This is a genomic window from Polaribacter sp. 2305UL8-11 (assembly GCF_058147165.1).
The window spans coordinates 44,614-70,911 of sequence record NZ_JBYVJW010000005.1 but is presented as its reverse complement, the minus strand read 5'-3'; the positions used below and the strand labels follow the sequence as shown (position 1 = coordinate 70,911).

General features: G+C 28.5%; 25 protein-coding genes, 1 other RNA gene and 1 riboswitch. Of the genes, 11 read left to right on the top strand and 15 right to left on the bottom strand.

Going from position 1 to position 26,298, the window contains the following annotated elements; translation table 11 throughout:
• Nucleotides 1-5 precede the first annotated feature (5 nt).
• From ric to ACY2RW_RS05975, 3 genes are read right to left on the bottom strand one after another with little or no spacing between them, the layout of a single operon-like run.
• The gene (gene ric / locus ACY2RW_RS05985; protein ID WP_490121795.1) at nucleotides 6-728 is read right to left on the bottom strand and encodes an iron-sulfur cluster repair di-iron protein; all 723 of its coding nucleotides are present in this window, start codon (nucleotides 726-728) and stop codon (nucleotides 6-8) included.
• A gap of 21 nt (nucleotides 729-749) precedes the next feature.
• Nucleotides 750-1,091 carry a cupin domain-containing protein gene (locus ACY2RW_RS05980; RefSeq protein ID WP_490121794.1) on the bottom strand — a complete coding sequence of 114 codons (342 nt, stop codon included), beginning with the start codon at nucleotides 1,089-1,091 and terminating at the stop codon, nucleotides 750-752.
• A 28-nt stretch (nucleotides 1,092-1,119) separates the two neighbouring features.
• Nucleotides 1,120-1,503: a group III truncated hemoglobin gene (locus ACY2RW_RS05975; protein ID WP_490121793.1), complete on the bottom strand. Its 384-nt coding sequence runs from the start codon at nucleotides 1,501-1,503 to the stop codon at nucleotides 1,120-1,122.
• A gap of 127 nt (nucleotides 1,504-1,630) precedes the next feature.
• Between ACY2RW_RS05975 and ACY2RW_RS05970 the strand changes: the two genes are divergently transcribed.
• The 6 genes from ACY2RW_RS05970 to ACY2RW_RS05945 all read left to right on the top strand — a co-directional run bounded on the left by ACY2RW_RS05970 (nucleotide 1,631) and on the right by ACY2RW_RS05945 (nucleotide 7,528).
• Nucleotides 1,631-2,083 carry an RrF2 family transcriptional regulator gene (locus tag ACY2RW_RS05970; RefSeq protein WP_490121792.1) on the top strand — a complete coding sequence of 151 codons (453 nt, stop codon included), beginning with the start codon at nucleotides 1,631-1,633 and terminating at the stop codon, nucleotides 2,081-2,083.
• Complete coding sequence (locus ACY2RW_RS05965; RefSeq protein ID WP_490121791.1) at nucleotides 2,080-3,291, top strand: hypothetical protein; 1,212 nt, start codon at nucleotides 2,080-2,082, stop codon at nucleotides 3,289-3,291. Before ACY2RW_RS05970 ends, ACY2RW_RS05965 begins: the two co-directional genes overlap by 4 nt.
• Before the next feature lie 100 nt (nucleotides 3,292-3,391).
• Complete coding sequence (locus ACY2RW_RS05960; RefSeq protein ID WP_490121790.1) at nucleotides 3,392-4,126, top strand: DUF542 domain-containing protein; 735 nt, start codon at nucleotides 3,392-3,394, stop codon at nucleotides 4,124-4,126.
• 72 nt (nucleotides 4,127-4,198) lie between these two features.
• Nucleotides 4,199-5,800 (top strand): OstA-like protein, encoded by a 1,602-nt coding sequence (locus ACY2RW_RS05955; protein WP_490121789.1) that lies wholly within the window; start codon nucleotides 4,199-4,201, stop codon nucleotides 5,798-5,800.
• Between the two features lies 1 nt (nucleotide 5,801).
• Nucleotides 5,802-6,983 (top strand): aspartate aminotransferase family protein, encoded by a 1,182-nt coding sequence (locus tag ACY2RW_RS05950; protein WP_490121788.1) that lies wholly within the window; start codon nucleotides 5,802-5,804, stop codon nucleotides 6,981-6,983.
• A gap of 197 nt (nucleotides 6,984-7,180) precedes the next feature.
• The gene (locus tag ACY2RW_RS05945; RefSeq protein WP_490121787.1) at nucleotides 7,181-7,528 is read left to right on the top strand and encodes a hypothetical protein; all 348 of its coding nucleotides are present in this window, start codon (nucleotides 7,181-7,183) and stop codon (nucleotides 7,526-7,528) included.
• 149 nt (nucleotides 7,529-7,677) lie between these two features.
• On the opposite strand, the gene ACY2RW_RS05940 is transcribed toward ACY2RW_RS05945, so the two are convergent.
• The 10 genes from ACY2RW_RS05940 to ACY2RW_RS05895 form a co-directional block, all read right to left on the bottom strand.
• Nucleotides 7,678-8,562, bottom strand: a complete 885-nt coding sequence (locus ACY2RW_RS05940; protein ID WP_490121786.1) for an anti-sigma factor — start codon at nucleotides 8,560-8,562, stop codon at nucleotides 7,678-7,680.
• A 77-nt stretch (nucleotides 8,563-8,639) separates the two neighbouring features.
• The gene (locus ACY2RW_RS05935) at nucleotides 8,640-9,311 is read right to left on the bottom strand and encodes a Crp/Fnr family transcriptional regulator (protein WP_490121785.1); all 672 of its coding nucleotides are present in this window, start codon (nucleotides 9,309-9,311) and stop codon (nucleotides 8,640-8,642) included.
• Between the two features lie 73 nt (nucleotides 9,312-9,384).
• Nucleotides 9,385-10,080: a peptidoglycan DD-metalloendopeptidase family protein gene (locus tag ACY2RW_RS05930; RefSeq protein ID WP_490121784.1), complete on the bottom strand. Its 696-nt coding sequence runs from the start codon at nucleotides 10,078-10,080 to the stop codon at nucleotides 9,385-9,387.
• 61 nt (nucleotides 10,081-10,141) lie between these two features.
• Nucleotides 10,142-12,409, bottom strand: a complete 2,268-nt coding sequence (locus ACY2RW_RS05925; protein WP_490121783.1) for an aconitate hydratase — start codon at nucleotides 12,407-12,409, stop codon at nucleotides 10,142-10,144.
• 180 nt (nucleotides 12,410-12,589) lie between these two features.
• Nucleotides 12,590-12,892: RNase P RNA component class A (rnpB, locus tag ACY2RW_RS05920), an RNA gene on the bottom strand.
• Between the two features lie 198 nt (nucleotides 12,893-13,090).
• A complete protein-coding gene (gene dnaJ, locus ACY2RW_RS05915; protein ID WP_490121782.1) occupies nucleotides 13,091-14,224 on the bottom strand; it encodes a molecular chaperone DnaJ in 1,134 nt (377 codons plus the stop codon).
• Between the two features lie 82 nt (nucleotides 14,225-14,306).
• A complete protein-coding gene (locus ACY2RW_RS05910; protein WP_490121781.1) occupies nucleotides 14,307-14,855 on the bottom strand; it encodes a nucleotide exchange factor GrpE in 549 nt (182 codons plus the stop codon).
• A 287-nt stretch (nucleotides 14,856-15,142) separates the two neighbouring features.
• Nucleotides 15,143-16,456: a UDP-N-acetylglucosamine 1-carboxyvinyltransferase gene (murA, locus tag ACY2RW_RS05905; protein ID WP_490121780.1), complete on the bottom strand. Its 1,314-nt coding sequence runs from the start codon at nucleotides 16,454-16,456 to the stop codon at nucleotides 15,143-15,145.
• A 3-nt stretch (nucleotides 16,457-16,459) separates the two neighbouring features.
• Nucleotides 16,460-17,110 (bottom strand): DUF4290 domain-containing protein, encoded by a 651-nt coding sequence (locus ACY2RW_RS05900; protein WP_490121779.1) that lies wholly within the window; start codon nucleotides 17,108-17,110, stop codon nucleotides 16,460-16,462.
• Nucleotides 17,111-17,261: 151 nt separating this feature from the next.
• Nucleotides 17,262-19,583 carry an ATP-dependent helicase gene (locus ACY2RW_RS05895; protein ID WP_490121778.1) on the bottom strand — a complete coding sequence of 774 codons (2,322 nt, stop codon included), beginning with the start codon at nucleotides 19,581-19,583 and terminating at the stop codon, nucleotides 17,262-17,264.
• A 321-nt stretch (nucleotides 19,584-19,904) separates the two neighbouring features.
• On the opposite strand from ACY2RW_RS05895, the gene ACY2RW_RS05890 reads away from it, so the two are divergent.
• From ACY2RW_RS05890 to ACY2RW_RS05875, 4 genes are read left to right on the top strand one after another with little or no spacing between them, the layout of a single operon-like run.
• Nucleotides 19,905-20,519: a SatD family protein gene (locus ACY2RW_RS05890; protein WP_490121777.1), complete on the top strand. Its 615-nt coding sequence runs from the start codon at nucleotides 19,905-19,907 to the stop codon at nucleotides 20,517-20,519.
• Nucleotides 20,519-21,238: a DUF3307 domain-containing protein gene (locus ACY2RW_RS05885; RefSeq protein ID WP_490121776.1), complete on the top strand. Its 720-nt coding sequence runs from the start codon at nucleotides 20,519-20,521 to the stop codon at nucleotides 21,236-21,238. The genes ACY2RW_RS05890 and ACY2RW_RS05885 overlap by 1 nt, the downstream gene beginning before the upstream one ends.
• A gap of 3 nt (nucleotides 21,239-21,241) precedes the next feature.
• The gene (locus ACY2RW_RS05880; protein WP_490121775.1) at nucleotides 21,242-21,376 is read left to right on the top strand and encodes a hypothetical protein; all 135 of its coding nucleotides are present in this window, start codon (nucleotides 21,242-21,244) and stop codon (nucleotides 21,374-21,376) included.
• A gap of 12 nt (nucleotides 21,377-21,388) precedes the next feature.
• Nucleotides 21,389-21,754 (top strand): DUF7935 family protein, encoded by a 366-nt coding sequence (locus tag ACY2RW_RS05875; protein ID WP_490121774.1) that lies wholly within the window; start codon nucleotides 21,389-21,391, stop codon nucleotides 21,752-21,754.
• Between the two features lie 148 nt (nucleotides 21,755-21,902).
• Here the strand turns inward: ACY2RW_RS05875 and ACY2RW_RS05870 are convergent, their stop codons facing one another.
• Both ACY2RW_RS05870 and ACY2RW_RS05865 read right to left on the bottom strand, forming a co-directional pair.
• Nucleotides 21,903-22,961 (bottom strand): YncE family protein, encoded by a 1,059-nt coding sequence (locus tag ACY2RW_RS05870; protein ID WP_490121773.1) that lies wholly within the window; start codon nucleotides 22,959-22,961, stop codon nucleotides 21,903-21,905.
• A gap of 4 nt (nucleotides 22,962-22,965) precedes the next feature.
• Nucleotides 22,966-24,804: a TonB-dependent receptor plug domain-containing protein gene (locus ACY2RW_RS05865; protein WP_490121772.1), complete on the bottom strand. Its 1,839-nt coding sequence runs from the start codon at nucleotides 24,802-24,804 to the stop codon at nucleotides 22,966-22,968.
• A 28-nt stretch (nucleotides 24,805-24,832) separates the two neighbouring features.
• Nucleotides 24,833-25,032: riboswitch (cobalamin riboswitch) on the bottom strand.
• Nucleotides 25,033-25,090: 58 nt separating this feature from the next.
• On the opposite strand from ACY2RW_RS05865, the gene ACY2RW_RS05860 reads away from it, so the two are divergent.
• Complete coding sequence (locus ACY2RW_RS05860) at nucleotides 25,091-26,227, top strand: ABC transporter substrate-binding protein (protein WP_490121771.1); 1,137 nt, start codon at nucleotides 25,091-25,093, stop codon at nucleotides 26,225-26,227.
• Nucleotides 26,228-26,298 lie beyond the last annotated feature (71 nt).

The following is a 26,298-nucleotide window of genomic DNA, read 5'->3' as shown; positions in this document are numbered from 1 at the left end:
ACTATTTATATATTACTTTTACGCTCTAAAGCGATTGCTTTTGGAAATAAAATATTATTCTCTAAATGTATGTGTTGATGTAAATCTTGTTCAAACTCATCTAATTTTGCGTATAAAGCTTTAAAAGTATTACAAGCACCTTCTGGTGGAGTGTAATTATTAGAAAGCTGTTTTATTTCTTTAAAAATATCTCCAGCATTTTCATGTTCTTCTTCCATCATTTTTATTGGATTATTTACAGAACCAAAATGTGGAATATGCACTTTCTCTCCTTCTCTATCTGCTTTTACCAACTTTTTTATAAAAGGAAATAAAATTAACTCTTCTTTTTTCATGTGAGAGGCCAATTCTTGAGCAACTGTATTAAACAATCTATTTATTTCTACAACTTCTGTGTAATGATGTCCATGAACCTTGGCAACTTTTGCTGCATATTGTAAAATTATTTGAGTTCTTTCTTGTACATAAGTATGATGTATGTTTTCTATATGAGCTATTAAAAAATCTAATTTCCAGGCATCATAATTATAAGCATTAGAAACAGGGTTGTTTACGGTTGATAATTCTTTTTCTAAATCCGAATAAGAAATGTTGTGCTTTTCACATGCTTTTTTTATAGATATTCCTCCACCACAACAAAAATCTATTCCATGTTTTTTAAATACATCTGCAGTTTTGATATTATTTGTAACTACTTCTGCAACTGTGTTTTCTTCTGTAATATTCATAATAAAATGTTTTAATTGTAATTAGTTTTCAATAACTTTTTTTACTCTATTTGTTTCGTCTTTTTTTGTTAAAGTTAATCGTATAACACTGTTTTCTTTTGCTTTTAAATCATGAGGAACACTACTTTCTAAACCGATTAAATGTCCCTTTTTTAAATTCAAAATTTCATTTTCTACACCAAAATCAATATTACCATCTATAATTTCTACTACAATTGGATAAGAGGTTTTGTGCTTTTTCATTTCTGTTCCTTTATGCATTGCAATTCTAATTTCTTTGGTAAAAGCAGTTTCGAACAATACGTTTACTAAAGGTTTTTCTTTATTAAATTCTAAATTTTTAAATAGATTTGCTGTTTTCATTTTTAATTATTTTTTAAATGCTAGTTTTTTATCGATGATTAAAAATTGCCATAAATTGCCCATGTGCCATTCTTCTAGATGCTTCTTTTGCTTTGTTGGCCAAATATCCTTTAAAATTTGCATCTATGGTTTCAAACCATATTTGCAACCATCTGCCAAAATGTTTTTGACTGGTTTTATGATTTAAATTCCGATCTACATTTAGATGTTTCTGTGTAGGATTTCCTTTAAATTTTGGGGTTCCAAAAAGATTGGTTTCCCAAAAATCGGTAAGTTTTTCTAGATGTTCTGACCACTTTTCTTCAGGAATGTGGTTATTAAAAATAACTCCCAATAAATCATCCTTTCTTATTTTTTGATAAAAAGTATGTACTAAAAAGGTAATGTCTTTTCTTGTTTCTATCTCTTTCATCAATAATTATAGCTTATACACTGTTTCAAAATAAAAGATATTTTTATCTTTATATGCAAATATATTATAGAGATAAATATCTAAATATGATAAATATCATATAAAAAGATGTTTTTATCTTTTTATTTTGAAAAAAGAAATTATGTTATCAAAAGCCAGTAAATACGCGATTACAGCTGTATTATATTTAACAAATAATACTTCAGAAAATTTAAAAATTGGATCTAAAGAAATTGCAGAAAAATTAAAGATGCCAGCTCCTTTTTTAGCAAAAACTATGCAAGAACTTACAAAAAAAGGAATTATATCTTCTACTAAAGGGCCAAATGGAGGTTTTTATTTATCAAAAAAAAATGAAAAAAACACACTTTTTCAAATTATAGATTGTGTAGATAACGTCTCTAAATTTAGTACATGTTATTTAGGACAGCATGAGTGTAATGAAGAAAACCCTTGTGTTGTTCATGATTTATATGCTCCTTTTAAAAATAAATTAATACATAAACTAAAATCAAAAACTATATTAGAAATGGCTACAGAATTTGCAGAAAATAATGATTTGAATAGCGTATTAAAATGATATCTACCCAAAAACAACTTCTAATTTCTTTTTTTTATTTTATTATTGCTGCTAGTTTAGGCATACTTCTAAGATTTTTTCCAGTTACAAGTGTATATGCTACTTACAAATATTTAGTACATGCACACTCTCACATAGCTCTTTTAGGATGGATTTACCTTAGTTTAACCACTTTAATTTATTATTTATTTATAAAAGAAGAGGCAAAAAAGAAGTATTTTAAAATTTTCTGGTGTACGCAAATCACCATTTTAGGTATGTTAATCAGTTTTCCTATAACTGGTTATGCATTATTTTCTATCCTATTTTCTACATTATTTTTAATTTGTTCTTACTGGTCTTATTACTTTTTTGTAAAAAACAACAATTGCAATAAAACTAATTACTCTTATAAATTTATAAACACTTCTCTCCTATTTATGATGTTTTCTAGCATTGGACCTTGGGCTTTAGGCATTATTATGAATACTTTAGGAAACACTTCTCATTGGTATAAAAATGCTATTTATTTTTATTTACATTTTCAATATAATGGATGGTTTATATTTTGTCTTTTAGGAATTTTCTTTTTTATATTAGAAAAAAATAAAATCCATATTGATAAATCTTTAATATCACCATTTTATAAATATTTAATTATTAGTTGCTGTCTTACTTTGTTTTTATCTTTTCTTTGGATAAAACCACATAAGTTTATCTATTTATTATCTTTTTTTGGAGCTGTATACCAAATAGCTGCATTAGGAAAATTATATCTCATTATTAGAAACTACAAACAACTTTTTTATATAACATTTAAACCCTTTATCTTAAAGTTATTAAAATTTGTATATGCATTATTTATATTCAAAATTTTTCTTCAGTTCTTAACTTCAATGCCTTATTTTGCAATGCTTACAACTCAGGTAGTAGATTTTGTAATTGGCTATTTGCATTTAACTTTTTTAGGTATTGTTAGTTTAAGTATTTTTATTTTTATCCATCAACTTAAACTATTAAAAATTAATTCTTTTGGGATTAAAATTTACATATTAGGATTTATACTGTCTGAAGTATTCATTTTTTACAAAGGGTTTTGTAACTGGCAACAATTATCAATTATAAATAACTATTATTTGATGTTAGTTTTAGTTAGTGCGTTAATTCCTCTGAGTCTTCTACTGATTTTAATTCAATATTTAAGGCAAGTTACTGCTAAAAATGTATAGATTTTTGCTATTGATTTAGAATTATATATCTAAATGATAAAAATCATGTTTTCAACCATAAAAAGGTCACAAATTTGTAGTGTTGATAAAATAGCATAAAATGAAAAAACTAGAAAACAAACTCGTAGCAAATATTGTAACTAACAATATAAACACTGCAAAAATTTTTAAAAAATATAAAATAGATTTTGGTATTAATGGCAACGTAGTACTTTCTAATATTTGTGAAAAACAACAAATTGACTTAAAAAAAATTATTAAAGAACTAAATGCTGTAAGCAAAAACACATTCTATTTAAAAAATTACAAAGCTTGGAAATTAGATTTTTTAATAGAATTTTTAGTTGATGTGCACCATGAATATAAGCAAGAAAATATATTATTATTAAAAGAATATGGAGAGAAAGTAGCTAAATTATATGATACTATTTTCCCAGAACTTAAAGAGGTAAATGAACTAATACAAAATATAACAGATGAAATTTTAGAGCACATGAAACGTGAGGAAGAAATTTTGTTTCCTTATATAAAAGAATTGATTCTGCTTAAAAATAAAAATATGCATAAAGAAATTTCTAACTCTCCTTTAGATGATATATTAAATAATTTTGAAGATGAGCACCACAATATTGGGTTTGTTTTTAAAAGAATTTCTAATTTAACTAATAATTATAGCATTCCTGAAAATGTTTGTGAATCTTTTAAATTACTATATATAAAGCTTCAACAATTTGAAGAAGAACTTCAAGAACATATTCATATAGAAAACAACATATTATTTCCTAGAGCTAAAAAATTAGAAAATAAAATACGTATTCAAGAAGATATTGCGTAAATTATAATTTCACTTTTCTTTAATAGAAAGCACTATTCTTTTCGTTATTTTTGCTGAAATTAATTCATCATTTTGAAAAGAATATTTTTTCTATTTATTTTATTTACATCTTCTCTTGTTTTTTCTCAGACAAAAAAAATTGTTTATGAAGCTGAAATACAAGAAGCAGATGAAGACAAATATCCTGGAGCAACCTTACTTATTGGTAACGTTAAAATGGTTCATGAGGGTATTGTGTTAACATCTAAACAAGCTTTGTATTATAAAGAAAAAAACTTTTTCAAAGCCATTGGAAATGTTTTAATAAAACAAGGAGATACAATTACACAAACTAGTGATTATGCAGATTATGATGCAAACTCTAAACAAGCTTTATCTTGGGGTAATGTGGTTTTAAAAGACCCAACAATGACTTTGACTACAGATACTTTAAATTTTGACAGATTAAATCAGAAGTTATTTTATAAAAGTTTTGCAACTATAAAAGACAATACCAATACTTTAAAAAGTAAAAACGGAAACTACTATTTACAAACAAAAAAATTTACAGCAACTACAAGAGTAACAGTTGTTAATCCAGAAAATAAAATAGACTCTAATCATTTAGATTACTACACAGATTCTGGTTTGGCATATCTTTATGGCCCTTCTACAATTACAAACACCAAGAATAAAAACAGAATTTATTCTGAAAAAGGATTTTACAATACCAAAACAGATGTCTCCTATTTTGTAAAAAATGCTAAGCTTTTTTTAAAAGAAAGAACTGTAGAAGGAGATAGTTTATATTATGATAAAAGAAAAGGTTTTGCATCTGCTACAAACAATATTCAAGTTATAGATACTGTACAAAACTTTGTGGCTAGAGGAAATTATGCAGAAATATTTGAACTAAAAGATTCGCTTTTTATTATAAAAAAAGCTGTTGCAATTTCTATTATAGATAAAGATTCTATGTTTATTCATGGAGATACGTTGCTAGTTACTGGCAAACCAAAAAAAAGAATTATAAGAACCTATCATAATGTAAAAATTTTTAAATCTGATTTGCAAGGCAAATGTGATTCTATATATACAAATCAAGCAACAGGACTTACCAAAATGTTTGACAACCCAGTTTTGTGGTCAGAAGAAAACCAAATTACAGGAGACACAATTCATCTGTTATCTAATGTAGAAACAGAAAAGTTAGATTCTTTAAAAGTATTAAATAACGCTTTTATTGTTTCTAAAGATTCTATCTCAAAAAAAGATTTTAATCAAATTAAAGGTAGAAATATGTTTGGTAAGTTCGAGAAGAACAAATTACGTTTATTATTGGTTAAAGGAAATGCAGAGTCTGTATATTTTAATAGAAATGAAGAAACGCTGGTTTTAGAAACAATTACTAAAGAAATCTCAAGCAATATAGAATTTATACTAGCTGATGGTCAAATAGAAACCATTAAATACCTTAAAAAATCTGATGGAAAAACTTATCCACCATCTATGTTTCCTGAAGAAGACAGAAAGTTAAAAGGTTTTATTTGGAGAGAAGATGAACAACCAAAATCTAAAGAAGATATATTTTTAGATACACCAAATAAAAACCCAAAACCTAAAAAGAAGATAGACAAAAAACCTGCTGCTATAATAGAAAAGAAGAAAAAAGGATTATCATTACAAAACCAGTAAAATGAAATCAGATTTTTTAAAATATCAAGCACAAACTACTCCTCATCCACTTTCTATAGAAGTTTCTCACGCAAAAGGTGCTTATATTTATGATAATTCTGGTAAACAATATTTAGATTTTGTAGCTGGTGTTTCTGCAAATAGTTTAGGGCATAATCATCCAAAAGTTACAGAAGCTGTAAAAAATCAGTTAGAAAAATATGCGCATGTAATGGTTTATGGTGAATTTATTCAAGAACCACAAGTAGCACTTTGTAAGTTATTGGTAGCAAATTCTCCTAAAAACTTAAATGCAGTTTATATTACTAATTCAGGAACCGAAGCTACAGAAGGTGCATTAAAATTAGCAAAAAGAGTAACAGAAAGATCAGAAATTATTGCCGCTAAAAATTCTTACCATGGTAATACTATGGGTGCTATGAGTGTTTCTGGTGTAGAAAAGCAAAACCAAGCTTTTAGACCTTTAATACCTGGTACAAAGTTTATTAGATATAATAATTTAGATGATTTAAATAAAATAACTACAAAAACTGCAGCTGTTATTTTAGAAACCATTCAAGGTGGTGCTGGGTTTATAACTCCAAAAAATGATTATTTAGCTAAAGTTAAAGAAAAATGTAAGGAAGTTGGAGCTTTGTTAATTTTAGATGAAATACAAACAGGAATTGGTAGAACTGGTACTTTTTGGGGGTTTGAAAATTATAACTGTGTGCCAGATATTGTAATTACAGGAAAAGGTTTAGGTGGAGGAATGCCAATTGGTGCTTTTATTGCAAATATAAATTTGATGCGTTTTCTTAGTGATAACCCTAAATTGGGTCATATTTCTACTTTTGCTGGTCATCCTGTTATGGCTGCAGCTGGTTTAGCTACTGTTAAGGAAATTATTTCTAAAAAATTGCATTTAGAAAGTTTACGAAAAGAAAAATTGATTCGTAAATATTTACATCATCCAGAAATATTAGAAATAAGAGGTAAAGGATTAATGCTAACTGCTATTTTAAAATCATCAGAAATGGCTGTGAAAGTAATTCATAAATGCTTAGATAATGGTTTAATTCTTTTCTTTTTATTATTTGAACCTCGAGCTATGAGAATTACACCACCATTAACTATTTCTGATGAAGAAATAAAAAAAGGATGTAATATCGTTATTAATTCGATTTGTCAAGTAAATAGTTAAATAATTGATTTTCAAAGATTTAAATTTATTTGTTTGTTCTTTTTCTTAAAAAAATCTTAAAAGTTAATAAATTCTTATCAAATTCTTAATTTCAGTTAAATAAAGTTATGGTTATGTTAAACAGGTATTTTTAGTGAAACCTTTTCTAAAATTGGTCGTCTTTCTAATATATAAAAACAACCTAAAACAACATTATCATGAAAAATTTAAAAACAATTATTACAGTACTTGCAATTAGTTTATCAACTATTTTTTCTACAACAGCAACAGATAAAAAACCTTCTGAAACTAAAAAAGAATTAAGGTCTTCTATTGTTTCAATTATTGGAAACACGATTCCTTTAGAAATTGAAAAAAATTGTAAAGCAGAAGTTTCTTTTATGGTGAATAACCAAAATGAATTAATTGTAATTTCTGTAGACTCTAAAGTTTCTGGCTTTAACAAGTTTGTAAAAAACAAATTAAACTACAAAAAAATAGACGTTAAAGGAGTTAAAAAAGGAGAAATTTATAAAATGCCAATTAAAATTAATAAGAATATCTAAAAAACAACTGGTTGGTTAGTTGGTGCCTGTTACAAACTTTTTTTAAAGTTTTAATAGGCATTTTTTTATACAGAAAAGGGTAATTACTTTTGTAATTACCCTTCGATTTAATCAACCATTAACAAAATAAATAGTAGATTTTATTTCTGTTATCTGCTTACTGTACCAGATAAAATTGCTTTTGGACCTACACCTAAATCGATAGCTACATGATCTACAGCATCTGCAGCTACTTTTTTAGCTAAGGGCTTTAAAGTAAATGGTGCATCGCTATTATCTGGATTAGGTTCTACAGTAATAACAATTGTAGCCCCTCTTAAATCTGTAGGAAATGTTTGTCCTGCAGGAGCATTCTTTAAAAAATCTTCCCCAGGAAAAAATCCATTTGGTCCATTAGGAGCTGGTAAAGCCATTGATCCACTAAACCCATTAAATTCATCTGTAGCTGCCAATTTTGTAAATTTACCTGTAGTTACTGGTTTTCCATTAATTACTGCCCAACCTTCATATTTCCATCCTTCTCCTAATGTTGGTAAGCCTAAACCTGCTTTTGGAGGCATTCCAGGCGTTAAAAACCAAACACCACTTCTTTCATTAGTGTTCATCCCATCTGTTGGAGTTGCTAAAATAAATTTACCCCAAGATTTGCTAAAATCTCCTACAATTTTTGAATTAACTGATGCAGTATTTCCAGAAAAATCTCCAGCTAAAATTTTGGTATTTGAAGGTGCCAAAGCAGCTGCCCCTGTTTCTCCTGCTGGTTCAATAGTTAAAACAAACTTAGTTGCTGTATTTAAATCATTAATACCAACAGTATATGACTGTGGAAACGTGACACTTGTAAAAGTACCAGTACTTACAGGTTTTCCATTTACAATTAACCATCCTTCATATACAAAATTAGAACCTAATTCTTCTAAACCTGTTAAATCAACCGTTAATTTACCTGTTGTAGGTTGGCTCTCACTATTGCTACAAGCTGCAAAAAATGCAGTTATTGCAAAAACCAATGCTAAATTTAAAACTTTTTTCATCTTATTAATATTTTATTGTTAATGTTGATGACAAAGTTATGGGCTATATACATCTTTAAATGTTAGCTAGCGAACACTTATGCAATTTTTTTTAATAATCTTATTTCTTTTCTATTAAAATTGATGATATTATCTTCTTTTAATTCATGCATCAATACATTTAAATTAGATCTAGAAGTACCAATTAAAGAAGCAATATCTTTTTGGGTATATGGATGTTCGATAACTTTATCTCCAGTTTTTTCACAATCATGTCCATATTCTTCACATAATTCTTTCATAAATTCTAAAAAGCGAGTTTTAGTATCTTTAAATAAAATTAGTTGTAGTCTTCTTTCTAGTTTTTTGAAACGCAATCCTAAAAATTTGTAAATTTTTAGACTAAAAGTTTTATTGTCTCTCATTAAATCGTGAAGTGTCTCTACTCCTATTGGACAAATAGATGTTGAATTATCTACAGACTGTGCAAATTCATCCCTTTTTTCTTCACCTAAAATTGCTTTTTCACCAAATAATTGTCCTTTGGTTAAAATTGCATTTACAATTTCATCTCCTTCTTCTGTATAATAGCCAATTTTTACTTTTCCATTTTGGATTAGAAAAACTTTACTAGCTGCATCTTCTGCAAAATAAATGTAATCACTTTTCTTATACCTATCAAAAGTGTGGCATTTTTTATACTCTTTAAATTTATGAGGACATAAAAGATTGAATAAATTTACATTATCAAAAAACCAGAAATTTTTCATAAGAAATAACTTTTTAGATTTATTATTATAGAAGTCTAAAAAGCTTTATAAAGCTTACAATAATAAGCTGTTTTTAAGGAGTTAATTTTAATAACAAATTAGGGTCTGGACAATTTTTTTTATAAAAATAAATATCTTTTTTTGATGAAACTCCAGGATAATCTCCAAAATTATTTTCTAAATTTCTAATTATTTGAAAATGTAAATGTGGTGCATAATCTCCATTTACTAATGAATTTCCTAAAAAACCTATTGTAGTTCCTTTTAAAACTTTATCTCCAATTTTAATATTTTCTAAGGATTCTATAGATAAATGGCCATAAAGCGAATAAAAAGTTTCATTTTTAATAACGTGCTTTAAAATGATTGTTGGACCATAATCTCCATAATTTTTATTGTTCTGAAAACTATGAATTTCTCCATCTAAAACTGCAAGAACTTTTGTTTTTTCTTTGCACCATAAATCTATTCCTAGATGAATATTTCGTTGAATTTCTTTAGCGTTAGCTTTAAAATAGTCGCTCCTATTGTATAAATTTCTTTTTTCTAAATACCCACCAAAAGCAACTTTTGCTTTATTTTCTAATAGATAAGAGTTTATATATTTTTCCCAATCTTTAGACGAGGCAATATTAAAGTTTTGTAAATCTTTATTTTTTATAGAAATATCAATAGGTAAATACTCATCTAAAGAAATTAGATGGTCTATTACAGGAATAGGTTTAGTAGAAATTGTTTTTAAAAAATTATTAAACTCTTTAGAATTCATCTTTATATAAAATAAAAACTCTCGAATTTCTTCGAGAGTTTTAAATATAGCTTACAATATATTAAGCATTTTCTTTTTTAATTAAATTTAATGCAGATCCTTCATTATACCAATCTATTTGACTTTGATTGTATGTATGGTTTGCAACAATAATATCTTTGCTCCCATCTGCATGAACTGCTTCAATTTTTAATGGTTTTCCAGGTGCAAATTCATTTAAATCTAAAAAGTTAAATGTATCATCTTCTTGAATTAAGTCATAATCTGCTTCATTAGCAAATGTTAAACCTAACATTCCTTGTTTTTTCAAATTTGTTTCATGAATTCTTGCAAAAGACTTTACTAAAACTGCAGCAACACCTAAATGTCTTGGCTGCATTGCAGCATGCTCTCTAGAAGAACCTTCACCATAATTATGATCTCCTACCACAATAGTTTTAATTCCTGCTTTCTTGTATTCTCTTTGTGTTGCAGGTACTGCATCATACTCTCCTGTTAGTTGATTTTTAACAAAATTTGTTTTTTTATTAAATGCATTTACTGCACCAATTAAAGTATTATTTGCAATATTATCTAAATGACCTCTAAAACGCAACCAAGGACCAGCCATAGAAATATGGTCTGTGGTACATTTACCAAATGCTTTTATTAATAATTTTGCTCCTGTAATAGAGTTTCCTAAAGGAGTAAATGGTTCTAATAACTGTAATCTTTCAGAATCTTCTTTTAATGCAATTTTTACATGACTACCATCTTTTTCTGGAGCCAAGTAACCATCATCTTTAACTTCAAAACCTTTTGGAGGTAATTCCCATCCTGTAGGTTCATCTAGCATTACTTCTTCACCATTTTCGTTGATTAATTTATCCGTTATTGGATTAAAATCTAAACGTCCAGCAATTGCAACTGCTGCTACCATTTCTGGTGATGCAACAAATGCATGTGTATTTGGGTTACCATCTGCACGTTTTGCAAAGTTTCTGTTAAAAGAATGAATTATCGAGTTTTTAGGTGCATTTGCAGGGTCTGAATATCTAGCCCATTGACCAATACAAGGACCACATGCATTTGTAAAAATAGTTGCATCTAATTTTTCAAATACTCCTAAAATACCATCTCTATCTGCTGTATATCTTACTTTTTCTGAACCTGGATTTATTCCAAATTCTGCTTTTGTTTTTAGACCTTTATCAATGGCTTGTTGTGCAATGGATGATGCTCTAGACAAATCTTCGTAAGAAGAATTGGTACAAGAACCTATTAAACCCCATTCTACTTTTAAAGGCCAATCATTTTCGTTTGCAGCTTTAGTCATATCTGCACCCGCTTTTGTAGATAAATCTGGAGTAAATGGCCCATTTAATAAAGGACTTAATTCGGATAAGTTAATCTCTATAACTTGGTCAAAATATTGCTCTGGGTTTTCATAAACTTCAGCATCACCAGTTAAATAATCTTTAACTTGATTTGCAGCATCTGCAACATCATTTCTATCTGTTGCTCTTAAATAGCGTTCCATAGAATCATCATATCCAAAAGTAGAAGTTGTTGCTCCTATTTCTGCTCCCATATTACATATTGTACCTTTACCAGTACAAGACATTCCTATTGCTCCTGGCCCAAAGTATTCTACAATTGCTCCAGTACCACCTTTTACAGTTAAGATATCTGCCACCTTTAAAATGACATCTTTTGGGGCTGTCCAACCAGAAAGTTTTCCTGTTAACTTAACACCTATTAGCTTCGGGAATTTTAATTCCCAAGGCATTCCAGCCATTACATCTACAGCATCTGCACCACCAACTCCAATTGCAATCATACCTAAACCACCTGCATTTACAGTATGTGAGTCTGTACCAATCATCATTCCTCCTGGAAATGCATAATTTTCTAAAACCACTTGATGAATAATACCTGCACCTGGTTTCCAGAAACCTAACCCATATTTATTAGAAACTGATTCTAAAAAATTAAAAACCTCATTACTTGTATTTAAAGCAGACTGTAAATCTGAGCTTGCTCCGTTTTTGGCTTGAATTAAATGATCACAGTGTGTAGTTGTAGGAACTGCTACTTTATTTTTACCAGCTTGCATAAATTGTAATAATGCCATTTGTGCAGTTGCATCTTGCAATGCAATTCTGTCTGGTGCAAAATCTACATAATCTTTTCCTCTAGAAAATGACTTATTTGCTTTACCATCCCAAAGATGAGAATACAAAATTTTCTCTGCTAGTGTTAAAGGTTTTCCTGTTACTTCACGTGCTGCATCTACGCGTTCTACAACGTTTGCGTACACTTTTTTGATCATATCAATATCAAAAGCCATATAGTATGTAAATTTTATGAATTATTGTTGAGCAAAATTACGTTTTTTAAATCAATTTTAAAAGATAAATAATAGATTGCTCTAATTAATAAATAAATAAAAATTATTTTAAAAAAGAATGAATTTAAATCAACAAAAACGGACATTTACTGATTAAAATTAAAGAATTCGTAAATTTATAAAAAAAGCAGACTAATAAGCCGAATTCTGTTCCTTAAAAAGGTTCTTATCATTTATCTAGTTCTAAAATTACTTTTAGAATCTATCTGCCTACCCTCTAGAATCGAACGAGTAATTCTCAATCTCTAGTTTACATGGCATTGCACCTCATAGAGTTTACCTGGTTTCACTACAGCCTAACTGTACATTCTTTCTGTTGCACTTGTCCTCAACTTACGTTGGACGGATGTTATCCGCTATGATTACTCTTTGGTGTCCGGACTTTCCTACTTATTAAACAAGTCGATAAGATAAGTCTGCTATTTTTATAACTGTAAAATTACTAAAAATACAATTCTTTATCATAAAAAAACCCACTCAAAATTTGAGTGGGAAAAATTGCTATGAAAAAGAAAAAGTGTTGCTAATAAAATTAGCAACACTACAAATATATATTAAATCTTAATTAAAAAAAACTTTTTTTTTAGTTATTCATATAAAAATGTATTTCTTAACATAAGTTTATGAAAACATGTCTTTAACTTTTTCAAAAAAAGATTTATCTGTTTTATTGGGACTTGGTGTAAAGTTTTCATTATCAGACATTTTCTCAAAAAATTGTCTTTGTTCTTTGTTTAGTTCTTGGGGTGTCCAAACATTAATATGAATTAAAAAATCTCCTGTTCCATAACGTTCTATACTTGGTAAACCTTTTCCTTTTAATCTTAGGATTTTGCCAGATTGAGTTCCTGCATCTATTTTAATTTTAACTTTACCTGTAACTGTTTCTACTTCTTTACTTGTTCCTAAAACCGCTTCAGAAAAGTTTACATACAAATCATAATGAATATTTGTTCCTTCTCTTTTTAGATTCTCGTGAGGAATTTCTTCAATCAACACTAATAAATCTCCAGCAATTGAGTTTTTACCTGGAGCTTCATTACCCTTACCTCCTACTTTTAACTGAACGCCTTCTGTTACACCAGCAGGAATGTTAATTGATACAGTTTCTTCTTTAACAATTAAACCTTGGGCATCTGCTCCATTAGGTTTGCTGCTCATAATTTCTCCAGCACCTGAACAAGTTCCACAGGTAGTTGCAGTTTGCATTCTACCTAAAATGGTATTTGTTACACGCATTTGTTGCCCAGAACCATTACAAGTTGTACATGTTTTGTATTTTACACCATCTGCTTGTACTTTTCTACGAACTTTTACTTTCTTTTCAATTCCTTTGGCAATTTCTTCTAAAGTTAGTTTTACACGAATACGCATATTACTTCCTTTAACTCTGGCTTGTCTTTGGCCTCCACCACCAAAACCACCAAAGCCTCCACCAAAACCACCTCCACCAAAGATATCTCCAAATTGGCTAAATATGTCCTCCATATTCATACCTCCACCTCCAAAGCCTCCTCCACCTTGAGGACCATCGAAAGCTGCATGTCCATATTGGTCATAGCGTGCTTTTTTATTTTCGTCACTTAAAACTTCATAAGCTTCTGCTGCTTTTTTAAAGTTTTCTTCAGCAGTTTTATCACCTGGATTTTTATCTGGATGATATTTAATAGCCATTTTTCTGTACGCCTTCTTAATTTCTGCTTGAGAAGCTGATTTTGAGATGCCTAATATTTCGTAAAAATCTTGTTTTGCCATTGTTGATAGTTTACAGTCTTCAGTATGCAGTTTTCTGTAAGCTATTTACTGCCTACTGCCAGCTGTTGACTTTTTTACTTAATTACTGTCCGATAACCACTTTTGGATAACGAATAATTTTATCTCCTAACTTATATCCTTTTTCTACACAATCTATTACTTTTCCTTTTAAATCTTCTGATGGAGCAGGAATTTGTGTAATTGCTTCGTGTATTTCTGCATCAAAAACATCACCAGCTTTGGTTTCTATTTTTGACAACCCTTTTTGTTCTAAAGTATTGTAAAACTTATTATAGATTAATAATACACCTTTTCTTAATTCTTCTGCTTCTTTATCTTCTTCTATATGTGACAAAGCACGTTCAAAATCATCTACAATTGGCAGTAAAGATGTCATTACTTCTTGTCCTGCAGTTTTAAATAACTCTATTCTTTCTTTTGTTGTTCTTTTTTTATAATTTTCAAACTCTGCAAACAAACGTAAAAACTTATCTTTTTCTGCTTGTAATAGCTCTTCTGGAGTTGGTTCTTCTTTTACAACTTCTGCTTCAACTTCTTGGTTTTCTTCTACTTGTGTAGTTTCTTGCTCGTTGATAATTTCTTCTTCTTGTATTTTATCTTTCTTACTCATTTCTTTGTAATCGTTAAATTGTACCAATTTATTGGCAAAAATGTTGCCAACAAAAAAATAGTGTCAGATTGACACTACTTTTTTATTATTTACTATCTCTGGCAAACTAGTTTAGCCCTGATTCAAACAACATCCTTTTTATGCTGAACTCGTTTCAGTATCTTTTTTTAAAAAATTAATTCTTTTTACTTTAACAGATACTGAAATAAATTCTGCACAAATAAAAAGATATAGTGGAAAGCAGGAAATAGCTTCTAACCTTTTAACCGAACTCAAGATGACATTCTCTAATCGTTAATTCTTTCAATTTTAGCACCAATAGATTTTAAACGTGCTTCTATATTTTCATAGCCTCTGTCTATCTGTTCTATATTGTTGATAATACTTGTTCCTTTTGCAGAAAGTGCAGCTATTAGTAGAGAAATTCCTGCTCTAATATCTGGAGAAGTCATTTTAGTTGCTTTTAATTGGCTTTGGAAATTATGACCAATTACGGTTGCTCTGTGTGGATCGCACAAAATTACTTTTGCGCCCATATCTATCAATTTATCTACAAAAAACAAACGACTTTCAAACATTTTCTGATGTATTAAAACGGTTCCTTTTGCTTGTGTTGCAATTACTAAAACTATGCTTAATAAATCTGGTGTAAATCCAGGCCAAGGAGCATCTGCCACTGTTAACACAGAACCGTCTATGTAGTTCTGAATTTCGTAAGATTCTTGTTCTGGAATGTAAATATCGTCTCCTTTTTTTTCTAGAGTAATTCCTAATTTTCTAAATACATTTGGTATTTGTCCTAAATTTTCCCAAGAAACGTTTTTTATGGTTAGTTCTGAACGTGTCATCACTGCTACTCCAATCCAAGAACCAATTTCTATCATATCTGGTAAAACTGTGTGCTTACAGCCACCAAGAGATTCTACTCCTTCTATGATTAATAAATTTGAGCCAACTCCAGATATTTTTGCACCCATAGCATTCAACATTTTAGATAATTGTTGAATGTAAGGTTCGCAAGCTGCATTGTAAATTTTTGTGGTTCCTTTTGCTAAAACTGATGCCATTAAAATATTAGCAGTTCCTGTTACAGATGCTTCGTCTAGCAACATTTCTATACCAGTTAAACCATTGGGTGCTTCTACTCCATAAAAAGATTCTTCTTTATTATATCTAAATTTTGCACCTAATCTAATAAAACCTTCAAAATGTGTATCTAATCGTCTACGACCAATTTTGTCTCCTCCTGGACGTGGAATATATCCTTTTCCAAAACGAGCTAACAATGGACCTACTATCATAATAGAACCTCTTAAAGAGCTTCCATCTTTTTTAAAATCAGCAGATTCTAAGTATTCAAGATTAATTTCATCTGCTTGAAAAGTATAAGAATTTTTTGTTAACTTTTCTACTTTTACACCTAATTCTCCAAGAATAAAAATTAGTTTATTTACATCTATAATATCTGGTACATTGTTTACTACAACTCTTTCTGGAGTGAGTAAAACTGCACATAATATTTGTAAAACTTCATTTTTTGCTCCTTGTGGAGTTATGGTTCCTTGTAATTTATGACCACCTTCTATTTTAAATGATGCCATTGTTTAATATCTTTTTCTATTTTTATTATTGTGATGTGGTTTCTTGTGATTATTCTTTGAATGATTCTGTCCTTGAGAATTTCTCTTTTTTAGTAAGTTTTTACTGTCTGACAACTCTTCTTCAGAATTTCTTAAATCTAGTTTTCCATCAGATAAATCATATAGATGGTTAAAAATAACAGCATCATCAACTGTATCTTTGTTCCAATTTAGATAACATTTTTTCATGTGATTAGCAATTGTATATACCAATGCTTCTCTTTTTTCTCCTTCTTCCCAACCCAAAGCAACATCTATCATAGTTTGTATATTATTGCCATAATAACGATATCTAGAAGCTGATTTTGGGTATGCCAAAGCTTCTGGTTTTTCTTGTAGTTCTTCTTTTGAAGGTTGTGGATAAGGAGAATTTGCATCTAATTTAAAATCTGACATGATGTACAATTGATCCCATAATTTGTGTTTAAAATCTGGTACATCACGTAAATGTGGTTGCAAATTTCCCATAACGTCTACAATGGCTTTCGCCATTTTATCGCGTTCTTCTTTAGATTCTAAGGCAACACAATGGTTTACTAATTTTTGTATATGTCTTCCATATTCTGGAATAATCATTAATGGTCTTTCTGAATTGTATTCTAAATCGAATGTCATTTATTTATTTTTGTGAAGTATAAAAATTTCTACTTAAAAAGAAATTTATTAGTTCTTGACTGCGCTCGAACTGACACTTAAAGTTTTTATAAGTTTTAACGTTGCAAAATAATTAATAATTACGAATTAGTAATTATGATTTCGTAATTATTTATCCTATTACTTTAAGTTTTGCAAATTGTAACAATAATTTCTTTTTTCCTGCGGTTGCAAACTGGATTTCTACTTTTTTATTAGGACCTTTTCCTTCTAAACCAATTACATTTCCTTTGCCAAATCTATTATGTTCTACAATATTACCAATTGCAATTTCACCATCGAAAAGATTTATTTTTGGTGGTATTTGTGAAACTTTTTTCAAGTTTTTTGGAATGACAATTTCTTTCTTTTTTGCCAAATCACGCTCCATTTTTTTACGTTGAATTGGTTTTTGAAAACGGATTCCTTTTGGAGCATCATCAAAAATACTTTTATCTACAAATCTGTTAATAGATGGTTCTGGTACTTTTGGTGTAAGATAATATAAAAATTGATCGTCTATTTCTTCTAAAAACCTACTTGGTTCTGCGTCTACCAATTTTCCCCATCTGTAACGTGTTTGTGCATAAGTTAAATACGCTACTTTTTCTGCTCTAGTTAATGCTACATAAAACAATCTACGTTCTTCTTCTAACTCGCTTCTAGTATTCATACTCATGGCAGAAGGAAAAAGATTTTCTTCTAAGCCAACAATATACACGTATTGATATTCCAAACCTTTAGATTGGTGAATGGTCATTAATGAAACTGTAGGTTTTTCGTTATTTTTTTCTGAATCGAAGTCTGTAGCTAAAGCAACGTCTTCTAAAAATGATGTTAATGATGCATCTTCTCCTTGTTCTATTTTATCGGTAATAAAATCTTTTATTCCGTTTAGTAATTCTTGCACATTTTCTACCTTACTAACAGCTTCTGGTGTCCCGTCTTTTTCTAAATCTTTGATTAATTGCGTTTGTTTTACAACGATTTCTGCAATTTCAAATGCATTTTTAGTTTTTGCTTCTATTTGCAAACGCAGAATCATATTCATAAAATTCTGTAACTTGTTTTTAGTACCAGAATTAATTTTTAAGTCTATTTTATCAATATATTTTATAATATCGAAAATTGATTTTTTATAATGATTTGCAGCTATGGTTAGCTTATCTATAGTAGTTGCTCCTATACCTCTTGCAGGATAATTGATAATTCTTTTTAACGCTTCTTCATCATTAGGATTGATTAATATGCGTAAATAAGACAAAATATCTTTAATTTCTTTACGTTGATAAAAAGAGATTCCTCCATAAATTTTATAATCGATATTCTTTTTCCTCAAGGCATCTTCAATAGCTCTCGATTGTGAATTTGTTCTGTATAAAACACAAAAATTATTTGGCGTTAATTGATGATTCATCATGTTTTCCCAAATAGATTGTGCCACAAAACGTCCTTCTTCTCCATCAGAAATGGTACGCATTACATTTATGGAATCTCCAGCATCATTAGAAGTCCAAACTTCTTTATCTAACTTGGTTTTATTTTTTGCGATAACAGAATTTGCAGCGTTTACAATATTGCTTGTAGATCTATAATTTTGCTCTAATTTAAAGGTTTTTACATCTGGATAATCTTTCTGAAAATTTAAAATGTTCTGAATATTTGCGCCTCTAAAACTATAAATACTTTGGCTATCATCTCCTACCACACAAATATTACCAAATTTATCTGCTAAAGCTCTTACAATAATATATTGCGAGTGATTTGTATCTTGATACTCATCTACCATAATATATCTAAACCTATCTTGGTATTTTGCCAAAACGTCTGGAAAACGTGCTAATAATTCATTGGTTCTCAACAATAAATCATCAAAATCCATTGCTCCAGATTTAAAACACCTGTCTACATATTCTTTATAAATATCACCAACTTTTGGTCTGCTTGCGTGTAAATCTGCTTCTTGCAAATCAGAATTATTAAAATACGCTCTAACTGTAATTAAGCTGTTTTTAAAAGAAGAAATTCGCCCTAAAATCTGTTTGGGTTTGTAACGTTCTTTATCCAATCCCATTTCTTTTATAATTGCACTTATTAAACGAACTGAATCTTGTGTATCGTAAATGGTAAAATTACTTGGAAAACCTAATTTATCTGCTTCCGAACGTAAAATACGTGCAAAAACCGAATGAAAAGTTCCCATCCATAGGTTTTTTGCTTCGCTAACCCCAACTACAGAAGCAATTCTTTCTTTCATTTCTCTAGCTGCTTTGTTGGTAAATGTTAACGAAAGAATATTAAACGCATCTACACCAGATTGCATTAAATGTGCAATTCTGTAAGTTAAAACACGAGTTTTACCAGAACCAGCACCTGCAATAATAATCATTGGGCCATCTTTTTGTAAAACTGCTTGTTTTTGAGCTTCGTTTAAAGAATTTAAGTAACTATTCAATAGATTTTATTTTGAAGAATTTAAAGCGTGAAATTAGCCAAACTATTCGTTTTTTTAAAGGATGAATGTGCTTTTTTATTCACAAGTTATTAGGTAGAATAGACTTATACTTTTTTCACTACGAATGCACAAATGATTTAGTATGGTAAAAAAACACGAATAATCGAATTATTTCTAATTCAACCTAATAATTATCTGTCTATAGGCAGATAAATAAAAATATCTGGTTATAGGCAGATAAATAAAAATATCTGGTTATAGGCAGATAATTTTGGTATTTTAGTAAATAAATCCTACATTTGAAGATAAATTGTATACTTAATGACAAGTATTTTAACTGGAGATATTATAAATTCAAGAAAAAAAAGTGATACTTTTTGGCTACAGGCTTTAAAAGAAACTTTAAAAACTTTTGGCAAATCGCCCAAAAATTGGCAGATTTATAGAGGTGATAGTTTTCAATTAGAGGTGAAAAACCCAGAAGAAGCACTGTTTGCCGTTTTAAAAATAAAATCTCACTTAAAGAAAACAGAAGATATTGATGTTAGAATTGGAATTGGAATAGGTAAAACAGCCTATAAAGATGTAAATATTACAGAATCTAATGGAGAAGCTTTTATAAACTCTGGTTTTGCGTTTGATAATTATTTAAAAAAACAAAATTTAGCCATAAAAACACCTTGGCAAGAGATTGATGAAGAGATAAATATTGCCTTAGATTTGGCTTTATTAACCATAGATTCTTGGACACAAAATTCTGCAGAAGTTTTTAATTTATCATTAGAAAATAGAGGAGCTACTCAAAATGAAATCGCAGAAATTTTAGGAATTACACAAGGTAGAGTTAGTGAGCGTCAAAAACGTGCTGGCTTTGACCCCATTATGAATCTTGAAACTCGTTTTAGAAAAATCATCAACCAAAGAATATCTAAATAATGCTTCTATTTTTAAAATTTTTATTGGCTCATATTTTAGGCGATTTTGTTTTTCAGCCAGAAAAATGGGTGAAAGATAAAGAGGAAAAGAAAATAAAATCGGTAAAACTATATTATCATATTGGGATTCATGCAATTTTGCTATTGCTGGTTCTACAATTTAATTTGCAAGAGTATTGGTTAAGTTTTTTGTTAATAATTGTTTCTCATTATAGTATTGATTTGCTAAAACTTTATCTTCAAAAGAAAAAAACAAAACGAACTTGTTTTTTTATAGATCAATTTTTACATCTTTTAGTTATAGTTTTTGTGGTAACATTCTACACCAAATTCAGTTTTAATTTTGATGCGTTTTTTACAAGTAAAACACTGCTATTATGTATTAGTTTTCTTTTAATAACCAACGTATCTGCAGTTATTATAAAAGTTTTTATTACACAATGGAATCCTGAAAGCAAAAAAGAAAATGACGATTCTTTGGCAAAAGCAGGGCGTTATATAGGTATTTTAGAGCGTTTATTTGTCTTTACTTTTGTAATTACAAATCATTGGGAAGCTATTGGTTTTTTATTGGCTGCAAAGTCTGTTTTTAGATTTGGAGATTTAACTTCATCAAAAGACAGAAAACTCACAGAATATATTTTAATTGGTACTTTATTAAGTTTTGGGTTGGCAATTATTATCGGAATCTTATATTCGTATTTTGTAACTCTTATGTAATTTATGGAAGATAAAATTTTAGAAAGTATTGGTTATATTTTACCTGCAGCTGTAACAGGTTTTGTTGCATATTATATGTTTAACGGATTTATCAATAGTAAAAAAAACGAAAAAAAATTAGAATTAATTGCGCAATAAAAAAAAGAAGCTTTGCCTATTAAATTACAGGCTTACGAACGTTTGCTGTTGTTTTGTGACAGGATAAACCCTGTAAAAATGCTAATGCGTGTACCACCAATATCTGTAAATACAAATGATTATTTACAATTATTAATTGCTAATATAGAGCAGGAATTTGAACATAATTTAGTGCAGCAAATTTACATTTCTAATGATTCTTGGACAGCCATTGTAGCTTCTAAAAATGCTGTGATGAACAAATTAAAACAAGTTGCAGAAAATTCTAGTTCTGCTAACGATTTAAGAGAAAATGTGTTCATAGACTACTCAACATCTACTCCACCAACAGAAACTGCAATTGCTTTTATTAAAAATGAAGTAAAGAAGTTGTTATAATTAAAAAAGCCTTCTTAATTAAAAGAAGACTTTTCTATTTATGAGAAACCTCATAAACTAGGGGAATTTAATAATTGTACTTTCTTTTCTTTTTCACTTTATTTTCCCAATTATAAAATCAAAATTTTAAAACTTAACTTATAAGTTCTTAATTAAAATATATTTTACTTGGTATTAAACCAACAGTAAATTGTTTTAATTCAGTGTTTGTATTAAGGTCAAAAATCTTTAAACTACCATTGCTTTTATTGTCTTTTGCATCTGTAACATAAATTTTATTGCTAGAAATAGCAAAACTTTTTACAGGTGTCGAAATAATTTCTGATGTTGGTATACTAGTTGCAGATGCATCCATTTTAAAAATCTTGCTAGAAGTAGATATATAAATGTTATTATTGCTAAGAACTAAATTATTTGGATGAAAACCTGAAGCAAAATCTATTGTAGAAACTTTAGTATTATTTGCTGTGTTAATTTTTACAATACTCCCTAAAACTTCAGTCGGATTCCAAGAAGTTTTTGCTTTACCTTCACAAGAAACAAGTAAATTTCCGCTATTATCAATTACCATTTCATCTGGAATATCTCCAACTGTAATTGTTTTTTCTACTGTATTTGTAGCAGAGTTAATTACAGTTACAGAATTACCAGAACCCCAACCACCTTTGTGAGATATATACAAAGTGTTTCCGTTTGCAATAATTTGCTCAGGACCTTCTGCAACAGAAATTTTAGTAGAAATTGTGTTTGTGGTTAAATCTATAACCGCAATAAAATCGTCTGTTTTGTCAGAACCATTTCCCCAATTGGTAACATATCCTTTTCCATTTACAAAAGCAATGTATCTTGGGTTGTTTAAATCTCCAGTAATTTCAGTAACTTTTTTCATAGTATACCTGTTTGCAACCGCTATTTTATTTCCAACATTTGCAATTAAATATGCGTCATCGCCATTAAACCCTATAGATTGTAAAATGGTTCCAATGTTTTCATTATTTACTTTTTTATAAATTTTTTCTTCTGTTGTTAAATAATCGTCAGAAATAAAATTTACTGTTCCTGTTCCTCCAGAAAAGGCTCCTTCATTTGCCACTAAAACTCCTTTGTCATAATCTCCTTTTGGTAAATCTGGTTCGTTATCATTACTACAAGAAGCAAATATAAAACCTGATATTGCTACGAAAAATACTACTTTTTTGAAATTCATTTTTTTAAAAATTTATGTTTGTTGTTATTTGAAAATTAATTCCAGGCATTGGCCTGTTTAAGGTATTTTGATAATTATTATTAAAAATATTATTGATTTTAAAACCTACTGTAGGCTTGTTTTTTAAAGTTGATATTTTATAATTAAATCCAAGATTTGATACTGAAAAAGCAGGTATTTTATCAACTAAAAAAGAAACTTTATCATTTGACAACAGTTGATAAAAAGCGCTAAATTTTTTATAATTATAATTTAGCAAAAATGTAACTCTATTTTTAGAGACAGCTATCAATTGCTTATTCGTTTTTACATCTTTAGCATCTGTATAAGAATAATTAGTATGGAGATCTATAAAATGATTATTAAATGAAGTTTTAAAATTTGAAGAAAACTCAAAACCAAAATTTCTAGTTTTATCAGTATTTATAGGCTTCCAAACTCCAAAATTATTAGGTAACCACTGAATTAAATCTGATGACTTTATAAAAAAACCATTAATTTGAAATGACATGTTTTTAAAATTTAATGCATTTCCAATTTCAAATTGATAAGAATTTTCTGGTTTTAAATTGATGTTTCCTCCAGGATTCCAATACAAATCATTAAAAGTTGGTACTCTAAAATTTTTAGAAGTATTAAATGAAAGTGTGTAATTTTTATTAAATTTTTGTTCAATTCCTAAAGAATATAAGAAAGGAGAATCAAAATCATTTTGAACCTCTTTTCTAAACTGAACTCCATAACTTAATTTATTTGTTAATTGATGGTTTATTAAAAACACTCCAGAAAAAATTGTTCTGTTATTTGAAGAAAAGTTAGAGCCGTTAGCAGAAATAGACTCAAAACCTATAATTGTGTTTAGTTTTAATTTTCTTGAAATAGCATTGTTATAATCTAGTTGTGCTATTTTTCTTTTTGTATTTCCTGTAGAAAAATTATCGCGATTTTTATTATTATCAAAATACTTAAATTCATCAAAAATATAAGAAATACGAGTTGTAATTATTTCTTTATTAGATAAAGATAAACTCCATTCTAGTAAATTTTTAAGACTAATATTTTCATACGCATCATTTGAAGGAGCATTTAATGTTCTTGAAAAATTTCTATCAGAGAAGAATGAATTTGTGTAGAATTTTAATTGATTTTTCTTATTAATTTTATATCCAAAATTAATGTCTAAATTATAATTAAAATAGCTACCATTTTCATTGGTTAGGTTAGTATTTAAGTATTTAAAATTATTATCAGAACTATTAAAACCTAAACCAATATTTAAATAGTTTTTAGCATCTAACTTTACAAAATCGTAGCTTAAATGTTTGGTATTAAAACTTCCGTAATTTAAATTTAAATTGTGTTTAATTAAATTATTATCAAAATAAATATCGTTATTTAAATTTACAGTACCTCCTATTGCTCCACTACCAAACAACACACTTCCTCCCCCACTTCTTACAATAATATTATCATACGAATTTGCAGAAATAGCGTTAAAATCTGTTTGTCCAGTTAATTGAGAGTTGATGTTAATTCCATTCCAAACAACTGCGGTTTGCGAAGCATTTGTGCCTCTGAAAGATGGTGAAGAAACCATTCCTAAACCATTTTCTTTAAAGTAAATAAAACTGTTAAACCTTAAAATATCTGTTAAAGAGTTTATATTTCTTATAACTAAGCTATCAGAAATTAAATTTTTATAATATCCCTTAGAAAAGTCTTTTACTTTAGAGATTGATAAAGAAAAACCGTTTAATTTAATGTCTACAGAATCTTTTTGTGCCTGTAAAATACTTACAGCACAAATTAGAAAAACAACAAAAAATATTTGTTTTACATTCATTTTTATAAATCTTTATCCCGAAGATTATTTTAAAATTATGAAAATGGCAGGTCTCCTGACTTGCGTCTTGTAACAAACCTTCCCAACAATAAATATGTCAGTGGTATAAGAATTAGTTACAAGCTTTGTAGCTTACAGTTGCGGGTACAGTTCTGGATTTTAACCAGATTCCCTTTTAATTTGATGAAAAATGATACTTTCATCAAAACCAAAATTCGAAGCAAATGTAGTTTAATTATTGTTATTAGAAAATAGTTTTGTAATCTTGTTTAAAATTTAATTTTTGATGAAAAACAATTTTCAAATCTTATTTGTATTGCTACTTATATTTATTTCTTTTTCTTGTAAGAAAGAAGTTTTAAAAGTTGATAAAAACACACAAACCAAAAGTACTATCAAATACGCAAAAGGCTTCGATATTATTGAGAAAAATGGAATAAAAAAGTTAATTATTAAATCTGCTTACAAAGGCTCTAAAGATATTTTTGAATACTTGATTGAAGAAAAATCGTCTGTAAAAAATGGTTCTAAAAATGATGTTATTCAAGTTCCTGTTAATAAAATAGTAGTTACCTCTACAACACATATTCCTATGGTTGAGTTGTTAAATGAAGAAAATTCAATTGTAGGTTTTCCTTATGCTAAATATGTTTCGTCAGAAAAAACAAGAGATTTAATTGATGCAGGAAAAATTACCGAAATTGGTAAAGAAAATTCTTTAAATACAGAAATATTATTGGATTTACAGCCAGAATTGGTAGTTGGCTATAGTGTTTCATCTGCAGATAAATCTTTAACTACCATAAAAAAGGCAGGAATAAATGTAATTTATAATGGTGATTGGTTAGAAGAGACTCCTTTAGGGCGTGCAGAATGGATTAAGTTTTTTGGTGTGTTGTTTGATAAAGAAGAAAATGCAGATAGTATTTTTAATGTGATTGAAACAAACTATCTAAAAGCAAAAAAAATCGCTTTAAAATCAACCCAAAAGCCAACAATTTTATCTGGTGCTATTATGAGTAAAGATATTTGGAATTTACCTGCTGGAGATAGCTTTGTGGCTGCTTTTTTAAAAGATGCTAATGTTGATTATTTATGGCAAGATTCTAAAGGAAAAGGAAGTTTATCTTTAAGCTTTGAAAGTGTTTTTGACAAAGGTGCTAATGCCGACTTTTGGATTGCTCCTGGTTATTTTTCATCCAAAGAACAACTTTTAAAGAGTAATGAATTATATAATCAATTTAAAGCTTTTAAAACAGACAATATTTACACGCCATCAATCAAAAAAGGGAAAACTGGTGGTGTTATTTACTATGAATTAGCGCCTACAAGACCCGATTTAGTTTTAAAAGATATTATTAAAATTACAAATCCTGATTTGCTGCCTAATTATCAATTGACTTTCTTTGAAAAGATGCATTAATTTTATTTAATTCTTACATTTTTATTTATAAAAGGAAACCAAATAAACTTGCAATAACATTTTTCACATTT